The sequence below is a fragment of the Bhargavaea sp. GQ12 genome, assembly GCF_059758705.1.
This window is the reverse complement of sequence record NZ_JCAXEU010000007.1, coordinates 104,917-122,637: the sequence shown is the minus strand read 5'-3', so window position 1 is coordinate 122,637 and position 17,721 is coordinate 104,917. Positions and strand designations below refer to the sequence as shown.

At 52.5% G+C, this 17,721-nt stretch carries 16 protein-coding genes and 1 riboswitch; of the genes, 12 read left to right on the top strand and 4 right to left on the bottom strand.

Annotated features, from left to right (window positions below):
* Positions 1 to 40: 40 nt before the first annotated feature.
* Positions 41 to 814 carry an NRDE family protein gene (locus tag AC6CHQ_RS08765; protein ID WP_251240392.1) on the bottom strand — a complete coding sequence of 258 codons (774 nt, stop codon included), beginning with the start codon at positions 812 to 814 and terminating at the stop codon, positions 41 to 43.
* Between the two features lie 185 nt (positions 815 to 999).
* On the opposite strand from AC6CHQ_RS08765, the gene AC6CHQ_RS08760 reads away from it, so the two are divergent.
* Both AC6CHQ_RS08760 and AC6CHQ_RS08755 read left to right on the top strand, forming a co-directional pair.
* Positions 1,000 to 2,454: a trypsin-like peptidase domain-containing protein gene (locus tag AC6CHQ_RS08760; RefSeq protein WP_498081355.1), complete on the top strand. Its 1,455-nt coding sequence runs from the start codon at positions 1,000 to 1,002 to the stop codon at positions 2,452 to 2,454.
* 19 nt (positions 2,455 to 2,473) lie between these two features.
* Positions 2,474 to 2,791 (top strand): thioredoxin family protein, encoded by a 318-nt coding sequence (locus AC6CHQ_RS08755; protein ID WP_251240390.1) that lies wholly within the window; start codon positions 2,474 to 2,476, stop codon positions 2,789 to 2,791.
* A gap of 246 nt (positions 2,792 to 3,037) precedes the next feature.
* Here AC6CHQ_RS08755 and AC6CHQ_RS08750 read toward each other — a convergent pair whose 3' ends face one another.
* Positions 3,038 to 3,898, bottom strand: a complete 861-nt coding sequence (locus AC6CHQ_RS08750) for an AraC family transcriptional regulator (protein WP_251240389.1) — start codon at positions 3,896 to 3,898, stop codon at positions 3,038 to 3,040.
* A gap of 303 nt (positions 3,899 to 4,201) precedes the next feature.
* Positions 4,202 to 5,029 (bottom strand): EcsC family protein, encoded by an 828-nt coding sequence (locus AC6CHQ_RS08745; protein WP_251240388.1) that lies wholly within the window; start codon positions 5,027 to 5,029, stop codon positions 4,202 to 4,204.
* 149 nt (positions 5,030 to 5,178) lie between these two features.
* Between AC6CHQ_RS08745 and AC6CHQ_RS08740 the strand changes: the two genes are divergently transcribed.
* The 6 genes from AC6CHQ_RS08740 to AC6CHQ_RS08715 all read left to right on the top strand — a co-directional run bounded on the left by AC6CHQ_RS08740 (position 5,179) and on the right by AC6CHQ_RS08715 (position 12,272).
* Positions 5,179 to 6,300, top strand: coding sequence for an NAD(P)/FAD-dependent oxidoreductase (locus AC6CHQ_RS08740; RefSeq protein WP_092050928.1), 1,122 nt, complete (start codon positions 5,179 to 5,181; stop codon positions 6,298 to 6,300).
* A gap of 11 nt (positions 6,301 to 6,311) precedes the next feature.
* Complete coding sequence (locus tag AC6CHQ_RS08735; RefSeq protein WP_251240387.1) at positions 6,312 to 7,526, top strand: MFS transporter; 1,215 nt, start codon at positions 6,312 to 6,314, stop codon at positions 7,524 to 7,526.
* Between the two features lie 115 nt (positions 7,527 to 7,641).
* Positions 7,642 to 7,743, top strand: a riboswitch (purine riboswitch).
* A 142-nt stretch (positions 7,744 to 7,885) separates the two neighbouring features.
* Entirely contained in the window at positions 7,886 to 8,473 is a 588-nt protein-coding gene (locus tag AC6CHQ_RS08730; protein ID WP_251240386.1) for a xanthine phosphoribosyltransferase, read from the top strand.
* Positions 8,470 to 9,798 (top strand): nucleobase:cation symporter-2 family protein, encoded by a 1,329-nt coding sequence (locus AC6CHQ_RS08725; protein WP_498081354.1) that lies wholly within the window; start codon positions 8,470 to 8,472, stop codon positions 9,796 to 9,798. Before AC6CHQ_RS08730 ends, AC6CHQ_RS08725 begins: the two co-directional genes overlap by 4 nt.
* A 123-nt stretch (positions 9,799 to 9,921) precedes the next feature.
* Entirely contained in the window at positions 9,922 to 10,797 is an 876-nt protein-coding gene (locus tag AC6CHQ_RS08720; RefSeq protein WP_251240385.1) for a YitT family protein, read from the top strand.
* A gap of 260 nt (positions 10,798 to 11,057) precedes the next feature.
* Positions 11,058 to 12,272, top strand: a complete 1,215-nt coding sequence (locus tag AC6CHQ_RS08715; RefSeq protein ID WP_498081353.1) for a NupC/NupG family nucleoside CNT transporter — start codon at positions 11,058 to 11,060, stop codon at positions 12,270 to 12,272.
* 332 nt (positions 12,273 to 12,604) lie between these two features.
* On the opposite strand, the gene AC6CHQ_RS08710 is transcribed toward AC6CHQ_RS08715, so the two are convergent.
* Positions 12,605 to 14,347 carry an ABC transporter ATP-binding protein gene (locus tag AC6CHQ_RS08710; protein WP_498081352.1) on the bottom strand — a complete coding sequence of 581 codons (1,743 nt, stop codon included), beginning with the start codon at positions 14,345 to 14,347 and terminating at the stop codon, positions 12,605 to 12,607.
* 162 nt (positions 14,348 to 14,509) lie between these two features.
* Here AC6CHQ_RS08710 and AC6CHQ_RS08705 point away from each other — a divergent pair, with 162 nt between their 5' ends.
* The 4 genes from AC6CHQ_RS08705 (at position 14,510) to AC6CHQ_RS08690 (ending at position 17,585) form a co-directional block, all read left to right on the top strand.
* Positions 14,510 to 15,151 carry a GGDEF domain-containing protein gene (locus AC6CHQ_RS08705; RefSeq protein WP_251240382.1) on the top strand — a complete coding sequence of 214 codons (642 nt, stop codon included), beginning with the start codon at positions 14,510 to 14,512 and terminating at the stop codon, positions 15,149 to 15,151.
* Between the two features lie 71 nt (positions 15,152 to 15,222).
* The gene (gene rlmN, locus AC6CHQ_RS08700; RefSeq protein ID WP_251240381.1) at positions 15,223 to 16,284 is read left to right on the top strand and encodes a dual-specificity RNA methyltransferase RlmN; all 1,062 of its coding nucleotides are present in this window, start codon (positions 15,223 to 15,225) and stop codon (positions 16,282 to 16,284) included.
* A gap of 81 nt (positions 16,285 to 16,365) precedes the next feature.
* Complete coding sequence (locus tag AC6CHQ_RS08695; RefSeq protein ID WP_092050946.1) at positions 16,366 to 16,851, top strand: GNAT family N-acetyltransferase; 486 nt, start codon at positions 16,366 to 16,368, stop codon at positions 16,849 to 16,851.
* On the top strand, positions 16,848 to 17,585 hold the full coding sequence (locus AC6CHQ_RS08690) for a hypothetical protein (protein WP_251240380.1): 738 nt from the start codon (positions 16,848 to 16,850) through the stop codon (positions 17,583 to 17,585). Before AC6CHQ_RS08695 ends, AC6CHQ_RS08690 begins: the two co-directional genes overlap by 4 nt.
* Positions 17,586 to 17,721 lie beyond the last annotated feature (136 nt).

Genomic DNA, 17,721 nt, shown 5'->3' with positions numbered 1-17,721 from the left:
TTCAACTGGCCCGCCGGTTTTCTCGGTATTTGAATCAGCTTTACCCGAGAATCTGGAAAGTAAAGCGTTCTTCGCCCTTGAATATTCCGTCCGCAAAAGTTCGTTCGATGAATGTGGCACGGCCTTCCCGGTCAATAAGAATTACCGTCTGACAGCGTGTCCCATACCCGGTCATTCGGATAAACAGCGGTGAAAGGGAACGCTCGAGATCCGGTCCGACTCCTGTGTCCGGAAGTCGGTTATCCGGGAAGGGTTCCGCTTCACTCAGGATTTCAAAGAGCACATCCGGATCGATCGGGCAGACATCATCTGCTAGTCGGGACAGCTCTTCGATCCCTTTTTGAACCTTTGGCCATGGCGTATCCAGCATGGCGTTGCTGAGCCCATGAGTACCAGATGAAATCTCCCTGAAACTTCCTGGTGATTGGTTCGTCTGATACATTAGACCGCCAGGCGTCCCTGCTATGACATTGTAGAGGTCATATCGGTCCTGCCGGCTGGAGAGCTGTTTTAGAGTTTCTTCCATTGAGATCGAATCATCCAGGAGGTCCGTGACGATACCGCCTCTGGAACGTGCATCAGGGGGAGGGGGAACATCCGGCCTCCTGACATTAGTCAAAGCGGCAAAACGGCCGGAATGTGTCAGTCCCAGCCAAGTTCCTCCTCCGGTCAGGTCCTTGCCGGCCACCAGGCCTTTGGGTTGTTCCCATACATGGGCCGGGGCTGCCGGCCGATCGTAGAACTCGTCCCGGTTCGCCGCTACGATCAACGGATAGACCGGGTGCTCGCCTTGATTAAATAAAACTAGGCACATGAACATCTCCCCTTTATCTGTGTCCATTATATCGGAGGCACAACGTATCGGCGAGAATTAGGAATTGCATTTTTTCCGTGTAATCCTCCCATGGGACATGTTAGAATGAGGCTTAATTCTCGTACACATAAACAGTAAATCTATATACAGATGGTTACATATCGATCAGCGGACGGAGTGAACGAATGATGAAATGCCCGAACTGCGGACATGAATTGGAACAATATGATGGAACCTGCCCTGAGTGCGGCAAAAGACTGACCAGGGGTAAGCGTAAAAAGAAGAAAAAAGGTCTGATTGCAGGCACCGTCGCCACGCTGTTCATCCTGACAGGCGGAACTTTTGCGGCTCTGCAGTTCCTCGGGGATGAGGAAGCTGCCAACGAGCCGATTGCTCCGGAGGAAGAGATCATGCCGGAGACTGAAGAGGCAGAAGTGATTCAGGAAGAAAAGGAAGAAGCCGAGGGAGAAGTTACTGAAACCGAGGCACCGGCCGAGGAAGAGCCTGTGGTCAGTGAAGGTACGGTGGAACGGGCGATTCAGGAAGACAATGCAGTTGCCCAGGAAGCCATCATCCTCCCGGAGAAAATCGCCGGACAGGGACGTGATGCCCAGCAGATCATTAAGGAATCACTTCCAAAGGTTTTCACGATCTTGACTGATGAAAATATCGGTTCCGGTTTTCTTTATAAGAACGGCGGACTGATTGCGACGAATGCCCACGTCGTCAGCGGTAATACGGATGTCACCGTCCGTAATAGTGACGGCAAGGAATCCCAGGGGCGTGTTATCGGCATTTCAGACCGCTCCGACGTTGCACTGATCAAGGTCGATGACTTCGCCGGCATCGAACCGTTCCCGGTGGAAACAGGCGTGACGCCAATCGGTGCGGAAGTCATTGCCATCGGCAGTCCGCATGGTCTGTCCAATACAGTCACGACGGGTACGCTGACCGCCCATGACCAAAACCTTGAACTGGGCTTCATCTATGAAAATATTTATCAGTTCAATGCAAAGATCGAGCGCGGGAACAGCGGGGGGCCGCTGATTGATGCCAAGACAGGAAAAGTCGTCGGCATCAACTCCCTTGTCATGCAGGACAACAGCCTCGTGGGCTTTGCCATTCCGCTTTACAGCATGACTGGCCTGCTTGATCAGTGGGCGGCAAGTCCGATGTCCCCGGAACAGGTTGCAGGCGTTTTCGGTACGTACGATGAGTTTGAAGGCGGCGCGGCATCTCCAGAAGATGACCAGTTCGAAGGCGGCTGGGAAGGCGACACCTTCAACGAAATCGCCCTTGAGAACTTCATTCTCAGTTTCGGTCATTTCCAGACGCTCATGAAAGATGCCGGAGATTTCTTCTGGGTTGCCGATCTTGTCCAGCCGGGAAGCCCTGCCTATGATAAACTGACACAAGAAGCGAATGGCCTGGCCGGCAGCGGAGTCAAGTATGAACTGGCCGGTCAGGACGTCACATCTGTAGAGATCATGGATGACCATGCAATCGTGCATTCAACCGAAACAGAAAAGACGACCGCAGCTGACGGTACGGTCACCGAAACTCAGATGAATCGGGCCTATAAGGTCATCATCGACAGCAACGGCTTCTTCCAGGTGGCCGACGTTACAATCGCCGAGTGATGCAAGAGGGGGAATCATGATGGAAGAGTTGAAATCAGTTGAGCAGTTTAATGAACTGAAGAAGGAAGAACGCGTGGTGTTCATGTTCACCGCCGGCTGGTGCCCGGATTGTCGTTTTGTGGATCCGTTCCTGCCGATGATCGAGGCGGATTATCCCGAGTATACGTTTGTTTCGGTGGACCGCGACGAGTACATTGAGTTGTGCGGAGAACTGGATGTCTACGGCATCCCTAGTTTCGTGGCTTTTAGCGAAGGGGAAGAAACCGGCCGCTTCGTCAGCAAGGATCGCAAGACAAAAGAGGAAATCGAGTCATTCCTTAATGGGCTCGCCTCCTGAAGCATATGAAAATGCCAGCCTGTCCCGCGGGTATTTGACTAAGTCGGACAGCAAGAGCCGTCACTCATTTTTTGAGTGACGGCTCGTTTTCTTGTTGCATCCGGCTGCGCGTCTATTGTAGGTTTCGTCATTCAGGCCTTTAGTTTCGTCATTCGTCCCTTTAATTTCGCCATTCAGGTAGTTATTCCGGACGAATGACGAGATTTCAGCCGTGAATCAGAAAGCTTCCTTTTCCAAGGCTTCTTTCTACTTCTTTTTGACAGCCATCCAGACTTCACTGTATGCCAAGCCGGGTTGATCTCCATGCTTGGTGAACGAAATTACCGGGATGTCAGCCAGTACATAGTCAGCAGACGGCAGCCATTCCGAATAGATGTTGGCGTAGGTTTGCTGAAGGGTAGTCGGAAACGGACCTTCGTTTGGAAACACGGCCCACAAACTTTCCTCAATTGTAATCTGTTCCAGATCATCATAAGGATTCTCTTTTGTAGTCGCGAAGCCAATCATGTGGGTCAGATAGCCTTCATCTTTAAGGAACCTCTCGTCAGCGTCAGAGGATACATTAAGTACATGGTGAGGGTAGAGGTCAGCCAATTCATGCATTTCCTTCCGCTGCTGATCCGTGATGGTTTTTGCCAGCTCCACTATAGAGTGGTTGACGCCTTCAAATTGCATGGGGACCCTTTTGCTGACACCCACCACATTGAAGGCGGGCTTGTTTTCGATTTTGAACTCCATGGAAACTCCTCCTTTAATATCAAGGAAGAAGCTGAATTTAGGGAAGGATTTCTGGCTTCCGGTTTTGGCAGCCTGTGATGGAAGCATGCCGCTCCATTCCCTGAATGCCCTTGAGAATCCATCGGGGGATTGATAGCCGTACAGAAAAGCAACCTCTGTCACGCTGGCCCCATTGATCAGATCTGTGTTTGCCGCGGCCAGCCTCCGATTTCGTATATATTCATGCAGTGGCATGCCGGCCAGATAAGAAAACATACGCCTGAAATGATAGTCGGACAGACCTGTGAACGTGGAGATGATCTCTCCCGAAATGTCCTCGGTCAAATGCTTGTCAATATAATCCATCACCTTGTTGAATTCCCTCTGCATTCTCGCTCCTCCTTCACAAACATCTTATCCCGTTGAGCGGCCGTGGACCCGATATTCCCGATATGGATGTCGTCGGATAGCATAAACGGGGCTGTCCGAAAAGTGGGATCAGCACATGATATAGCAAACGGCACGGACGCCGGGAGACACCTGCGGGAAAAGCCGGGCTGTCGAGACCCGCTTTACGCGGGGCTCGGCGCCGGCCCGCGGTAAGCGACCAGAGTCCGTGCCGTTTGCTGTTTTTATCGTATTAATGACTTATTGAACAGCCCCGTGTTTTCATTTTTAAGTGTCATGGAAAGGCTACTGGTTGACGGATGCTTCCTCTTGAAGTTCCAGTGATGCCAGCCGTTCCTGGATTCTTCTTTTCCGATAAAGGATGGCACCGGTTTCGGCAAGTTCGGAAACCGTGCTCCGGTTGGTAATGGCACCGAATACGAGCCCTGCCACAGGTATCAGCTGAAACATCTTCTTCATCCCCCAGCGGTCCCGGAAAGACATGACGACCTCCCGCCATCCCTTGAGTTCCGAAACCATCTCCCTTCTGGCTTTCTCGCTTCCTGCGTCCAGGCTGCCCATCTGCTTAAGGATGGCGTCCCTGCCGTGATTGTCTGAAGTGACGAACTGCATGACTTTGACGATAAAGAGCCGCTCCTTGGGATCAGCGGGGTTGAATCCGTAGCACATGGCAATGTCCTGGAGAGTCTTGAGCTGCAATCCGAGAAGGACCGGAATATCCAGAGAGAGGGTGAAGATGCCGCCGAATCCGGTGGAAGCCCCCTGTACGGTCGCGATGTTCGTTCTTGTGCCGGCGACGCGGTCCGCGGCTTCATCCATCGCAGAGACCGGCATCATCGCCGCATCAGCGATTGTACGGACCTGCTTGTTATTAAAGTAGTTGGCGACCGCTTTTTCAGAGCTTAGGTAGCCGCCGCCTGTCTGGACAAACTTCCCGAGCTCATCCAGGGCCTTCCCTAGCTTGTCCTGGATAAAGTCCGGAGTCACTTTGTCCAGCAGGGCGAAGGGGATCCGTCCGATCCGGTCCCAAATCCTCACCTTTCCCTGGGCACGCTCCCATTTATGAATCTGTTCCAGTTCCTGTTCAAGCCATTGTCTTGATTCCATAAGCATCCTCCCCGTACGGTTTGTCTGTTCCTGTATACGTCCTATATACCCGAAATGTTTCATGGAAAGCGGAGCCGGGGGTTGGACGGCTTGCCTGTGTCTGCCATTCGGATACAATAGGAGAGGAATCCAAACAGAAATCAGGTGTCAGTCTAATGAAACATGTCATTATTATCGGCGGAGGAATCCTGGGAGCATCCGCCGCCTACCATCTTGCAAAGTCCGGCCTGCGGGTGACGGTCATTGACCGCCATGAGCCCGGCCAGGCGACCGGAGCCGCGGCAGGCATCATCTGTCCATGGCTGTCACAGCGGAGAAACAAGGCATGGTATGCGCTAGCCAAAGGCGGAGCTGCCTATTATCCGGAACTTATCGCCTCTTTGGAGCAGGATGGTGAGGAAGATACCGGCTATCGCCGTGTCGGGGCAATCAGTGTCCATCCGGATTCTGCAGTGCTCGACCTCGCGGAAGAACGCGCGTTACTGCGTCGGGAAGAAGCCCCGGAAATCGGGGAGATCCGCAGACTCAGCGAAGAAGAGACCCGAAAATTCGTCCCGATGCTGGGCGAGGGATTTGCTTCGGTCTGGATCAGCGGTGCAGCACGGGTAAACGGCGGTCAGCTTCGAGATGCCATGCTGTCTGCGGCACAAAAGCACGGAGCGGAGCTGCTTAGCGGTTCGGCAACAGTTTCGGCCGCAGAAGGTAAGGTAAATGGTGCCCTGGTCGGCGATAAATTGGTGACTGCGGATGCTGTGCTCGTTACAGCGGGCGCATGGGCACGGGAGGCGGTAGCACCGCTAGGGGTTAACTTGGATGTCCACGCACAGAAAGCCCAAATCCTGCACCTCCGCCTGGAAGGCGAACCGACCGGGGAGTGGCCGGTCATCATGCCGCCACGCAGGCACTATATCGTGCCTACCGATGGGGGGAAGGTCATTGTCGGAACAACCCACGAGGACGAGCATGAGTTTGAGACAACGCCGACTGCCGGGGCGATCCATGAAATGCTTGATAAGGCGTTTGTCACAGCACCTGCACTAAAAGAAGCGGTGTTTGAGGAAGTGAATGTGGGTTACCGGCCGTTCACTGCGGATAATCTGCCTGTAGCCGGCCTGCTCGGCGGAATCGATGGGCTGTACTTTGCGAATGGCCTTGGTTCTTCGGGGCTTACCGTAGGTCCCTATCTGGGCGTCCAACTCGCCAAGATGGTGACTGGTGAGCCGCTTTCGATCGATCCGTCATTGTACAGTCCTGATAAGGCGATTACCGGGGAATAAGGGGGAATTCCATGACGGCCAAAGCCGCTACCATAAAACGGGCGCCGGATCCCGTTTATCCGGTCATGTTCGCTATCGGCGGCTGCCATCTGCTAAATGATGCCATCTCGGCTGTTGTGCCTGCGATGTATCCGATTCTTCAGGCAGAAAACGGTTATAGCTACTTCCAGTTGGGACTCATCACTTTTGTTTTGCAGATGCTTTCGTCGGTCATGCAGCCTGTCGTCGGGATTATCAGCGACAAAAAGCCCAGGCCATGGATGCTGCCGGCAGCAATGGGGTTAGCGTTTATCGGCGTTCTGCTTCTGGCGTTTTCTCCGCAATACTGGATGCTGCTCGTCGCGGCGATGTTCCTCGGTCTTGGATCGGCAATCTTCCATCCTGAGGGATCCCGCGTGGCATTCATGGCGGGAGGGTCGAAGCGGGGAATGTCGCAGTCAATTTTCCAGGTCGGCGGAAACAGCGGACAGGCCCTGGCTCCGGTCATCACCGCACTGATCCTGATCCCATTGGGACAGGCAGGGGCTGCCTGGTTCCTGATCCTCGCTGGGGCAGGAGTGGTGATCCTGGGCAGGGTTGCCCGCTGGATGAATGCCAGACTCAGTGAAGAAAACGCATTAAAGGGCAAGAAACGCCAGATTGCAGGTATTTCTGGGCTGACACCGGGCAGAGTCAAAGCCGGTCTCATGCTGCTCATGTTGGTTATTTTCGTGCGATCGTTTTATGTGGTGAATATGCAGGGGTATTATGTCTTCCATCTGACCGGAGAATATGGACTGACTGTGCGGCAGGCGCAGTATTTCATCTTCATGTTCCTGGCTCTTGGTGCAGCGGGGACATTTTTCGGAGGGCCCTTCGCTGACAGATACGGCCGGAAAAGAGTCATTGCCGCCTCTGCGCTCATTCCGATCCCGCTCGCTGCGGTACTGCCCCACCTGCCAATTTGGCTGGTCGGGCCGGTATTGGGCATAATCGGATTCGTCCTAATGTCGAGCTTCTCAGTGGCAGTCGTCTATGCCCAGGAACTTGTCCCGGGCAAGATTGGAACGATGGCCGGGCTGACCGTCGGTTTCGCATTCGGCATGGGGGCAATCGGCTCGGTCGCAATCGGTGCATTCATGGATTATGCCGGAGTCTATACGACGATGATCGTCATCAGCCTCCTGCCTATTCTTGGTTTAGTCTCTCTATATCTTCCGGATGAACGTCTTTCTGCACCGGCATAATATGGATGAGAGTCTTCCTTTTGGCAGAAAACAATAAAGGAAAACGTTTACCGTAGTCGCGAAATTTCGTCTATTTATGACTTGCTTGAAAACTTCCGATGCCATGATATACTTAGCCCAATCAATATCAGACGCTCATATAATCGCAGGAATATGGCCTGCAAGTTTCTACCGGCCCGCCGTAAACGGGCCGACTATGAGAGGCAGCGGAAAACAGGGATGGGGGAATGCCCCCGTCTTGTTTCCTTTTCCACCGGAGTCAGATCTGCCGGCGGCCGTGCCCCTCAAATGGGGGCGGCCGCCGGTTTTTTTGTTCCATGCCGGATTGAGCGCCGTGGTAAACAAACGGAGGAATCGTTTTGAAACAACTTCGCGAAAAAATCGCTTCGGAAGGCCGTGTGCTTTCCGGGGAAGTGCTGAAAGTGGACTCTTTCCTGAACCACCAGATCGACCCCAAGCTCATGCAGGCAATTGGAGATGAATTCTCCCGACGGTTTAAGAATGACGGAGTTACAAAAATCCTGACAATCGAATCATCGGGAATCGCACCTGCGGCCATGGCCGGTCTCACGATGGGAATTCCTGTCGTCTTCGCCCGCAAGCGCGCATCCCTGACGCTTACGGAAGGGCTGATCAGCTCGGAAGTCAAGTCGTTCACCAAACAGACCGTGAACACCATTTCCGTCTCCGGAGATTATGTGACTGCTGATGACACACTACTCATCATTGATGACTTTCTTGCAAACGGACAGGCTGCGATAGGACTTCTCGATATCGCCAAACAGGCTGGTGCCACGGTGGCCGGTATCGGGATTGTCATTGAAAAAGGTTTCCAGAACGGCGGCAAACTGCTCCGTGATCAGGGTGTGCGTGTTGAATCGCTCGCCATCATCGAGTCGCTCGCAGACGGAAAAGTATCTTTCCGAGAGAAGAGTGAAGTCCGTTGAAACAAGGAATCCGCGAGACTACATTAGGCATCCAGCATCTTCTTGCTATGTACGCAGGGGCGGTACTCGTTCCGCTCATCGTTGGCGGCGCGATCGGCCTGAACGCCGAACAGCTGACATACCTCGTCGCGGTAGACATCTGCCTGAGCGGCGTGGCCACGCTTATGCAGCTTGCTTCCAACCGCTTTTTCGGAATCGGGTTGCCGATCGTGCTCGGTTGCACCTTTACTGCAGTAGGGCCGATGATCGCCATCAGCGGCGAATACGGAATTTCCGCACTTTACGGATCGATTATCCTGTCCGGTTTATTCATCGTACTGATCAGTCCTTTCTTCAGTATGCTGAGTAAGTTCTTCCCGCCTATTGTCACAGGCACAGTCGTCACCATCATCGGACTGACACTGATTCCTGTTGCGATCAATAATATGGGCGGTGGCCAGGGGGCTGCGGATTTCGGTTCCGCCACTAACATCACCCTTGCATTCGCGACACTGATGATCATCATCCTGATCTATAAATTCTCGACAGGCTTTGTGCGCGCCATTTCAATCCTGCTCGGCCTGGTTGCCGGAACACTCATGGCGGCTGCAATGGGAATGGTCAGTTTCACGAATGTCCGTGAAGCCTCCGTGTTCCACATGATTGAACCTTTCTACTTCGGCACACCATCCGTTGTCTGGCCTGCGGTCATCACGATGTGCCTTGTCAACATCGTATCTCTCGTCGAATCGACCGGCGTCTATTATGCGCTGAGCGATATCACCGGAAAAAAGATCACAAGGAAAGACCTGTCTCGCGGATACCGGGCGGAAGGGCTGGCAGTCATGCTCGGTGGTTTCTTCAACGCCTTCCCTTATACGGCGTTTTCGCAGAATGTCGGCCTGGTACAGATGACAGGCGTCAAGACGCGCCGTGTGATTGTGATTACAGGAATCATGCTGATCGCGCTCGGCTTCCTCCCAAAAATCGCTGCGCTCACGACCGTTATCCCTACCTCTGTCCTCGGAGGCGCGATGCTTGCCATGTTTGGAATGGTCGCAACCCAAGGCATTAAGATGCTTAGCAGATGCATGGGAGAATCACAAGAAAACGCGCTGATCGTGGCTTGTTCGGTCGGTCTCGGCCTTGGGGTGTCCGTCGTACCGGACCTGTTCAGCTCATTGCCGCAGGGCGTGCAGCTGCTGACAAGCAATGGGATCGTCGCCGGAAGCTTTACAGCCATCTTGCTGAACATTGTCTTCAATATGTTACCCTCTAAAGCAACTTTGCCGGTGGTACAAAAAGATACGGCTCCTGTGAAGGAGAGCCCACAGGAAGCATCCTGATACAGCAACAGACCGCACTGCCACTTGGTAGTGCGGTTTGTTGTATTTGAGGACCACACATTCTGCTATCCCATCAGATAACTAAAGGAATTCAGAACTTCCAAACATATTGATGCTGATAAAATGGAGGAAGTGCAACAGGGGGGATCTGACTTGAAGAAAGCAATATCCAATGACTACCTGCTGATCATTTTCGGTTCGGTACTGGTGGGGCTGAGCTATAATCTGTTCCTGCTTCCGGCCAGGCTGGCGGCCGGAGGAGTGTCCGGAATCAGCACCATCACTTATGAGCTCTATGGCTTCAATCCTGCTTATATCCAGTGGTTGGTGAACATTCCGCTGTTTATCTTGGCAATCATTCTTGCCGGGAAAGATTTCAGCATGAAGTCACTAGTAGGGACCATGTTTGTTCCATTTACGATCTGGCTGACAGGCGGTCTTGAACTCGGAGTACAAGACCCTCTTCTGTCATCCATTTATGGCGGCATCATTCTCGGGATTGGCCTGGGAATCGTGTATAGAGGAAATGGTTCGACAGGGGGAACAGCGCTGATCGCGCAGATTCTGCGGAAGTTCACGGGGATTTCCAGTGGCTTTGCCCAACTGATCGTTGACGGGGCCGTCGTACTGACATCTGCGCTTATATTTGATTTTGAACTTGCCTTATTTGCCCTCATGTCCATCTATGTGACAAGTAAGGTTATCGATTTTGTACAGCTCCGGACCTCTCCACAGAAACTGATTCTGATCATCACTGAAAGGGAGGAAGAGGTCAGGACGATCATCCGGGACGAAATCGATCGTGGGCTTACTAAATTGCGGGTGACAGGCGGTCACTCAAACAGGGAACGGACAATGATCCTCTGTGTAGCGGAGCAGGCTGAAGCGGTGTATTTGAAAAAGATGCTGAATGAAAAAGAACCATCGTCTTTTGTCATTTTCGTGAACGCTTCTGAAATTTTGGGCCATGGTTTTTCGAAGGAACGGATTTACGAATAAAGCCGGCAGATAGGCTTCCCAAAAGGAAACCGGACTGCCGGCTTTTCCTGTTTATGGCGCTCTTAGGAAGGGAATGTTGAAGTTGTCACACTTTCCGATGGTTCACGCAATTGCGGAAATGAATTAGTAGGACATTATGCATTTACAATCGTATGGCCTATTTGATACCTTTAATAACGAAAATGTCTGAGGTCAGACAACAAAAAACGATCCGCCTTCCATCCCGCGATTGACGGATCTGAAATGATAGGGGATTAGCCATGAATATTTTGTGGGGCCTGATGGGTATGGCTGTCGTGCTCGGTATCGCTTTTCTGCTGTCGACAGGGAAAAAGTCGATCAACCCGCGGACAATCATCGGCGGGCTGGCACTTCAGCTGTTGTTTGCATTTATCGTCCTTAAGTCGGAAATCGGCAGGAAAGCACTTCTGAATGTGACCGATGCAGTCAACAATGTAATCGGATATGCAGGGGAAGGAATATCGTTCCTGTTCGGACCGCTCGCCGACGGCAATGGAGAATTGGGTGTCATATTTGCATTCCAGGTACTGACCATCATCATCTTCTTCTCTTCTCTGATTTCGGTTCTGTATTACCTGGGGATCATGCAGTGGATCATCAAATTGCTGGGCGGAGGCCTTTCGAAGCTGCTCGGAACGAGCAAGACGGAGTCCACGTCCGCCGCGGCGAACATCTTTGTTGGTCAGACGGAAGCGCCATTAGTTGTCCGGCCTTTCCTGAAGAACATGACCAACTCGGAACTTTTCGCAGTCATGACGGGCGGGCTGGCTTCCGTAGCCGGTTCCACGCTTGCGGGCTATGCGCTTTTGGGTGTTCCTCTTGAATATCTGATTGCGGCAAGCTTCATGGCTGCTCCCGCCGGCCTGATCATGGCGAAAATCATCATTCCGGAAAGAGAAAAGCCGAAAGATGATGAATTCGTTATGGAAAAAGACACCGGCGCAACTAACGTCATCGATGCCGCGGCAAAAGGGGCAGGGGACGGAATGAGCCTCGCGCTCAACGTCGGCGCAATGCTTCTTGCATTCATCGCACTTATCGCGCTTCTGAACGGTCTTCTTGGCGGAATCGGATCATGGTTCGGTGCCGAAGATCTTACAATCCAGAGCATTCTGGGCTATGTGTTCGCGCCATTGGCATTCGCTATCGGTGTTCCTTGGCAGGAAGCGGTTCATGCGGGAAGCTTCATTGGTCAAAAGCTTGTGCTGAATGAATTTGTTGCATACGCTTCGTTTGCTCCCCAAATTGATGAGCTTTCAGACAAGACGGCCATGGTTGTCAGCTTTGCGCTCTGTGGCTTTGCCAACCTGAGCTCGCTTGCAATCCTTCTCGGCGGCCTCGGCGGAATGGCGCCTGAACGCCGTCCGGATATCGCCCGCATGGGGATGCGTGCAGTTGCGGCAGGTATGCTTGCCTCACTGCTCAGCGCATCGATCGCCGGCATGTTCATCTAATCGTATATGGGAATTGGAAAAGGGATGCGTCCGCAGTAGCGGAGCATCCCTTTTTTTAATAGGCAATGTTCAGTTGAAGCTAATCGTTTCCGTTTTTCTCCCCCGTTTTGCTCTGGGGGTTCTTTGCCGCGGTATGAATCCACTCACATGCTAACCCAAGCAACGCAATCCCTACCTGCTATTGCGTCCTTGCGGCCCTATAGCCGCGCCAGCGTGAATGAGTGTCCTCCGCATCATGCGAATGGACGCCAGTTCAAACCGATTCCGTTCAAAATGAATCATCACAAGTTTTAATATTAACAGATACAGGAAACATAGTCAAGAGATTGGTTTCAGATCAACTGCTGCTCAGCATATTCTCTGTACACTGTATGCGAATCAAATAATTCCTGATGGGTACCGATCCCGGTCACACGGCCGCCTTCGATAAAAACGATGCGATCAGCATCGACAATTGTGGACAGCCGGTGAGCAATCGCGAATGTCGTACGCCCGGACATGAGCCGCTGCAGGGCTTCCTGGACAATACCTTCAGAGTGGCTGTCAAGGCTTGCCGTAGCCTCGTCCATCATGAGGATCTTAGGATCTCTGAGAAACGCCCGGGCGATGGCGATTCGCTGTCGCTGACCGCCGGAAAGCCGAATGCCGCGTTCGCCGATTTCGGTATCCATCCCTTCAGGGAAGCCCCTGATGAATTCCGATGCAAATGCCATGTCGGCCGCTTGCCACATCTTCTCTTCAGGAATATCATCCTGCTCAATCCCGTATAGAAGATTATCACGGATGGTACCGGCCATCATTGCGCTTTCCTGTGGAACATAACCGATTTGGCTCCGCCAATTTTCAAGCGACAGGGCGGAAATCGGTGTATCTCCGACATGGATCGTGCCGTGATCAGGCTCATAAAATCGTTCAAGCAAAGCAAACATTGTGGATTTACCGCCTCCGCTCGGACCGGCGAAAGCAATCATTTCACCCGGATTTGCACAGAAGGAGATGCTATTCAGTACCGGTTCTCCAGGTTGATAGGAGAAACTGACGCTTTCCACTGTGATGGGAAGACCGGATACGTCCATAGTATCTCCCTGTTGTCCCGGTTCCGGATCGAGGCTGAGAATTTCGATAATCCGTTCTGTCGCGCCTTTCGCTTTCTGAAGCTGGGTAAAGAACATGGCAAATGTCGTGACGGGAAAGACAATCTGGAAAAGATACAACAGAAAGGCGACAAGTGTTCCGGTGGACATCGATCCATCCGCCACCCTGACACCCCCATACACGATGATGAAGGCAATAACTGCCCACATGATCAGTCCCATCAGCGGCCCGATGACAGCATTGATACGCGCTTCCCGCAGTCCGAAGTCGAACAGACGCCGGATGCCATCCACGCCTTTCTGTTCTTCTTCTACCTCGGCGTTTGACGCCTTCATCAGGCGGATCTCACTGATGGTCTGCTGGATGCTGCCGCTAAAAGCGGCAGTCTCATCTTGCATCCCTCTGGAGATTTTGGCCATCCTGCGCCCGAGAGGAATCATGAGTGCCATTGTGACGGGGATTGAGACCAGCATGACGAGAGTCATCTGCCAATCGAGGATCAGTAGAAGAATGATCGCGCCGATGATGGAAATCAAGCCGCTGATGAATTGCGGCACATGGTTCGAGATGAGTTCCTTCACGATGCCTGTATCATTGACGACACGGCTGACTGTACCGCCGCTTGCCTCCGTTTCAAAGTGCGAGACCGGAAGGCGGAGCAACTTTCGCCACATGTTCCCGCGCAGTTCCGCCACCAGTTTCTGGCCGGTGTAACTTAGCAGATAAGTCGAAAAGCCATCAATAACAGTTTGTATAAGGAAAGCCGCAACAATGGCCGCAACAAGCAGTGGACTTAAAGATTCTAAGGAGAACCCGTCCACCAATTCTTTAGTGAGAAGCGGGATGACGAGACCGACAAGCGTTGTGATAAGGAACCCTGCAATCCCAAAGCCGAATGCGGCTTTGGGAATACCGGTCGTACGCAAAAGGCGGATGAACGGCTTTAGTCCGTCCTGTTTTGATGGTTTCGTTGATGTCATGGCCAGGCTCCTTTCAAGCGATATTCTCTATACGGAAACAGACATATAAAAGTTTCGGCTATGCAGGAAACAGCCGCTTTCAGTCTTTTTCGCCTTCAGCAGGGTTTCCTTTTTTTATGGTATGATAATTAACATTGTGCACTATGAATCGGGGGGACGCACATGCGCTGGAAGGGGCGGCTGGCTGCAGCCGGGATCGTCGTGCTCTTTAATATCGTGCGTTATTTCTATTATCATGTCTATCTGGATGTTCCGTTCGGTACTTCTTTTTTCCTGCTGACAGTGTTCTTTCTTGCAATTGCTTATGTCGGCGGCTATCAGTTCGACCGCGCGGACTATTTGTCGAGACGGGATCCGCTCACCGGCGCCTACAACCGTCGCTCGCTGATCGAATATGTCAGAAAGCTTCAGTTACCCGGACATCCCGGATACGGGGTGGTCCTGTTCGATCTTGATGACTTTAAGGAGATCAATGATACGTGGGGACATGAAACCGGTGATGCGGTGCTACGGGATTTCGCGGAAACTCTTTCAGAGTTCGTCGGAAACCGGGGAATTATCGCGAGATGGGGCGGGGACGAATTCCTCGCCATTTTCCGTAAAGCAGATGAGGACTTCAAGATCCGTGGAGCCGAGGAAATTTCGGCACGGATGAGCTCCCTCGGATATGCCGGTGGCAGGTCGATCGGCGTGTCGTTCGGCATTGCGGTCTCGCCGACAGACGGCAAAGATCTGGAGGCGTTGGTAGATGCAGCCGACCATGCCATGTATGTCAATAAGACCGGAAGGAAGAGTCAAGTCTGAATACTTGTCGGATCTTCCGGTATCGTTTAGGATAAGAAAAGAATTTTCAACGGAATGAGGCAGAATATATAATGAAACAATCGGTCTACGGATTGACCTTCGAACAGCTTCAGCAGTGGATGGCAGACCAGGGCCAGCAGAAGTTCCGCGCCGCGCAGGTGTGGGACTGGCTGTACAAAAAGAGGGTCAAATCGTTTGATGAAATGAAAAACGTCAATAAGGATCTGCGGGCACTTCTCGACGAAGCGTTTACCATCAGGACAATGGACATCGCCGTCAAGCAGGAATCCAATGACGGTACGGTCAAGTTCCTGTTCCGCCTGGCGGATGGCAACCTGATTGAAACCGTTCTGATGCATTTCAGCTACGGACAATCGGTTTGTGTGACTACCCAGGTCGGCTGCAACATTGGCTGCAGTTTCTGCGCAAGCGGGCTGCTCCGCAAGAGCCGTGACCTGAACGCAGGTGAAATTGTCGAGCAGATCATGAACGTTCAGGAACATCTTGACGCACTCGGCGGAGGCGAGCGGGTTTCCAATATCGTCGTCATGGGCATCGGGGAGCCGTTCGACAACTACGATAACCTGATGAACTTCCTCCGTGTCGTCAACGATGGTAACGGGCTTGGAATCGGAGCGCGTCACATTACTGTCTCGACGAGCGGCCTCGTGAAGGGCATCCGCAAGTTTGCCGATGAGGACCTACAGGTCAACCTTGCGCTTTCGATCCATGCACCGAACAATGAACTCCGCACGAAAATCATGAAGATCAACAAGGCGTTTCCTCTTGAACAGGTCATGGATGCGATCGACTACTTCCTGTCCAAGAAAAACCGCCGCATCACGTTCGAATACATCCTTCTTAGTGACGTAAACGACCACGTCGAGGAAGCTCAGCAGCTTGCCAGGCTCCTGCAGAACAAAAAGCACCTCAGCTACGTCAACCTGATCCCTTACAATCCGGTTGAAGAGCATGACCGCTACAGCCGCAGCACCCCTGAGGCGATCGCTGCCTTTGAAAAGACACTTAAGTCCAGGGGCATCCAATGCGGTGTGCGCCTTGAGCAGGGCACTGACATCGATGCCGCATGCGGGCAGCTCCGCAGTAAGCAAATCAAAAAGGACGTCTCCTGACGTCAACGGCACGGAAATTCATTTTCCGTGCTTTTTTCTTTGTCCGCATTCCAGTATCGTTGAAGGAAAGGGGGGCTTTCAATGAAAGATGAAAATCTGAAATTCCGTCCTGCCGTGCGTGCCGATCTCGAGGGGATCGTCAGCATGCTGGCAGACGACAGTCTGGGCCGGAACAGGGAAAATCCGGCCTTGCCGCTGGAACGGTCTTACGAAGAGGCGTTCCTCGCCATTAGCGAGGACCCGAATGATGAGCTGATTGTGGCTGAAGCGGATGGTCAGTTGGCGGGAGTCCTGCAACTCACCCTTCTTCCTTCCATCACGCACAGGGGAAGCTGGCGGGCGATGATCGAAGGTGTCAGGACCGCTTCAACCTTGAGGGGCAGGGGAATCGGAAGAGAACTGATCCGGCACGCCATCGGGCTTGCTGAAGAAAGAGGGTGCAGGCTCGTCCAGCTGACCACTGACAAGAGTCGTCCGGATGCCATCCGGTTTTATGAAGGCCTTGGATTCAGGCCGACGCATGAAGGCATGAAACTGCGTCTGGATAAAGAGGTGGTGAAAGAGTGAAATCAGTTTTCGCTTTTGAAACACCTGGAGAAGGGACTGCTTACGAAACAACAGCCAAACGGCTCATGATGCGGCTCGGTTCCTACGAAGTGTTTCTCCGCAATGCATTCGGCCTCACAGAAGTGCCAAAGGCCGTAGTGTGGACAAGCGGGGACCTGGCAAGGGATGTGTTCGGTAATGTTCCGATTCCTGCCTATACCCGGGAAGATCTAATTTTCATGTGCCCGGATCAGGAGGAATGGAAGCAGATCATGTTTGAACAGATGGACGGGGTGGACCTTCCGGAAGTGAGATCGTTTTATGAATCGGTCGGAGAAGCCCAGCTGCTGGATATCCTCGCCCATGAACTGACCCATCACCTCGACCTGTTCCCCGACGACTTTGAGGATGAACGGACGGACGCCATCTGGTTTGAGGAAGGCATGTGCTTCTACCTGCCGCGGCGCCATCTGCTTGGAGACCCTTACTTTAAAGAAGTGACAGCTGTCGAGCGGGTCCTATACGATGCACTGAAGGATCGTTACGGAAAGCATCCGCTTGATGACTTTGGGGCGGCATCCTATGAAGGGAAACTGCCTTCGATCATGTTTGATTACTGGCGCAGTTTTCTTGCGGTCAGTGAGCTGGTGGAACGGGAGAACGGCAGTGCACATGCGGTGTTCAAGAAGTACAACAGCTGGCACGAAGAGGGAAGGGAACTCCCCCTGACCGAATACTTCGAGATAGAAATCTGATTGAACTGAATATTACGACTTTAATAGATTCTGTCATAAACCGAACCGCCGCTCATATGTATATAAGGGCTGCGGTTCTATTTCTTGGTGCGCGGCAACCCTGCTTTCCACCAAAGAAGAAATAGAGGTTGAAAAG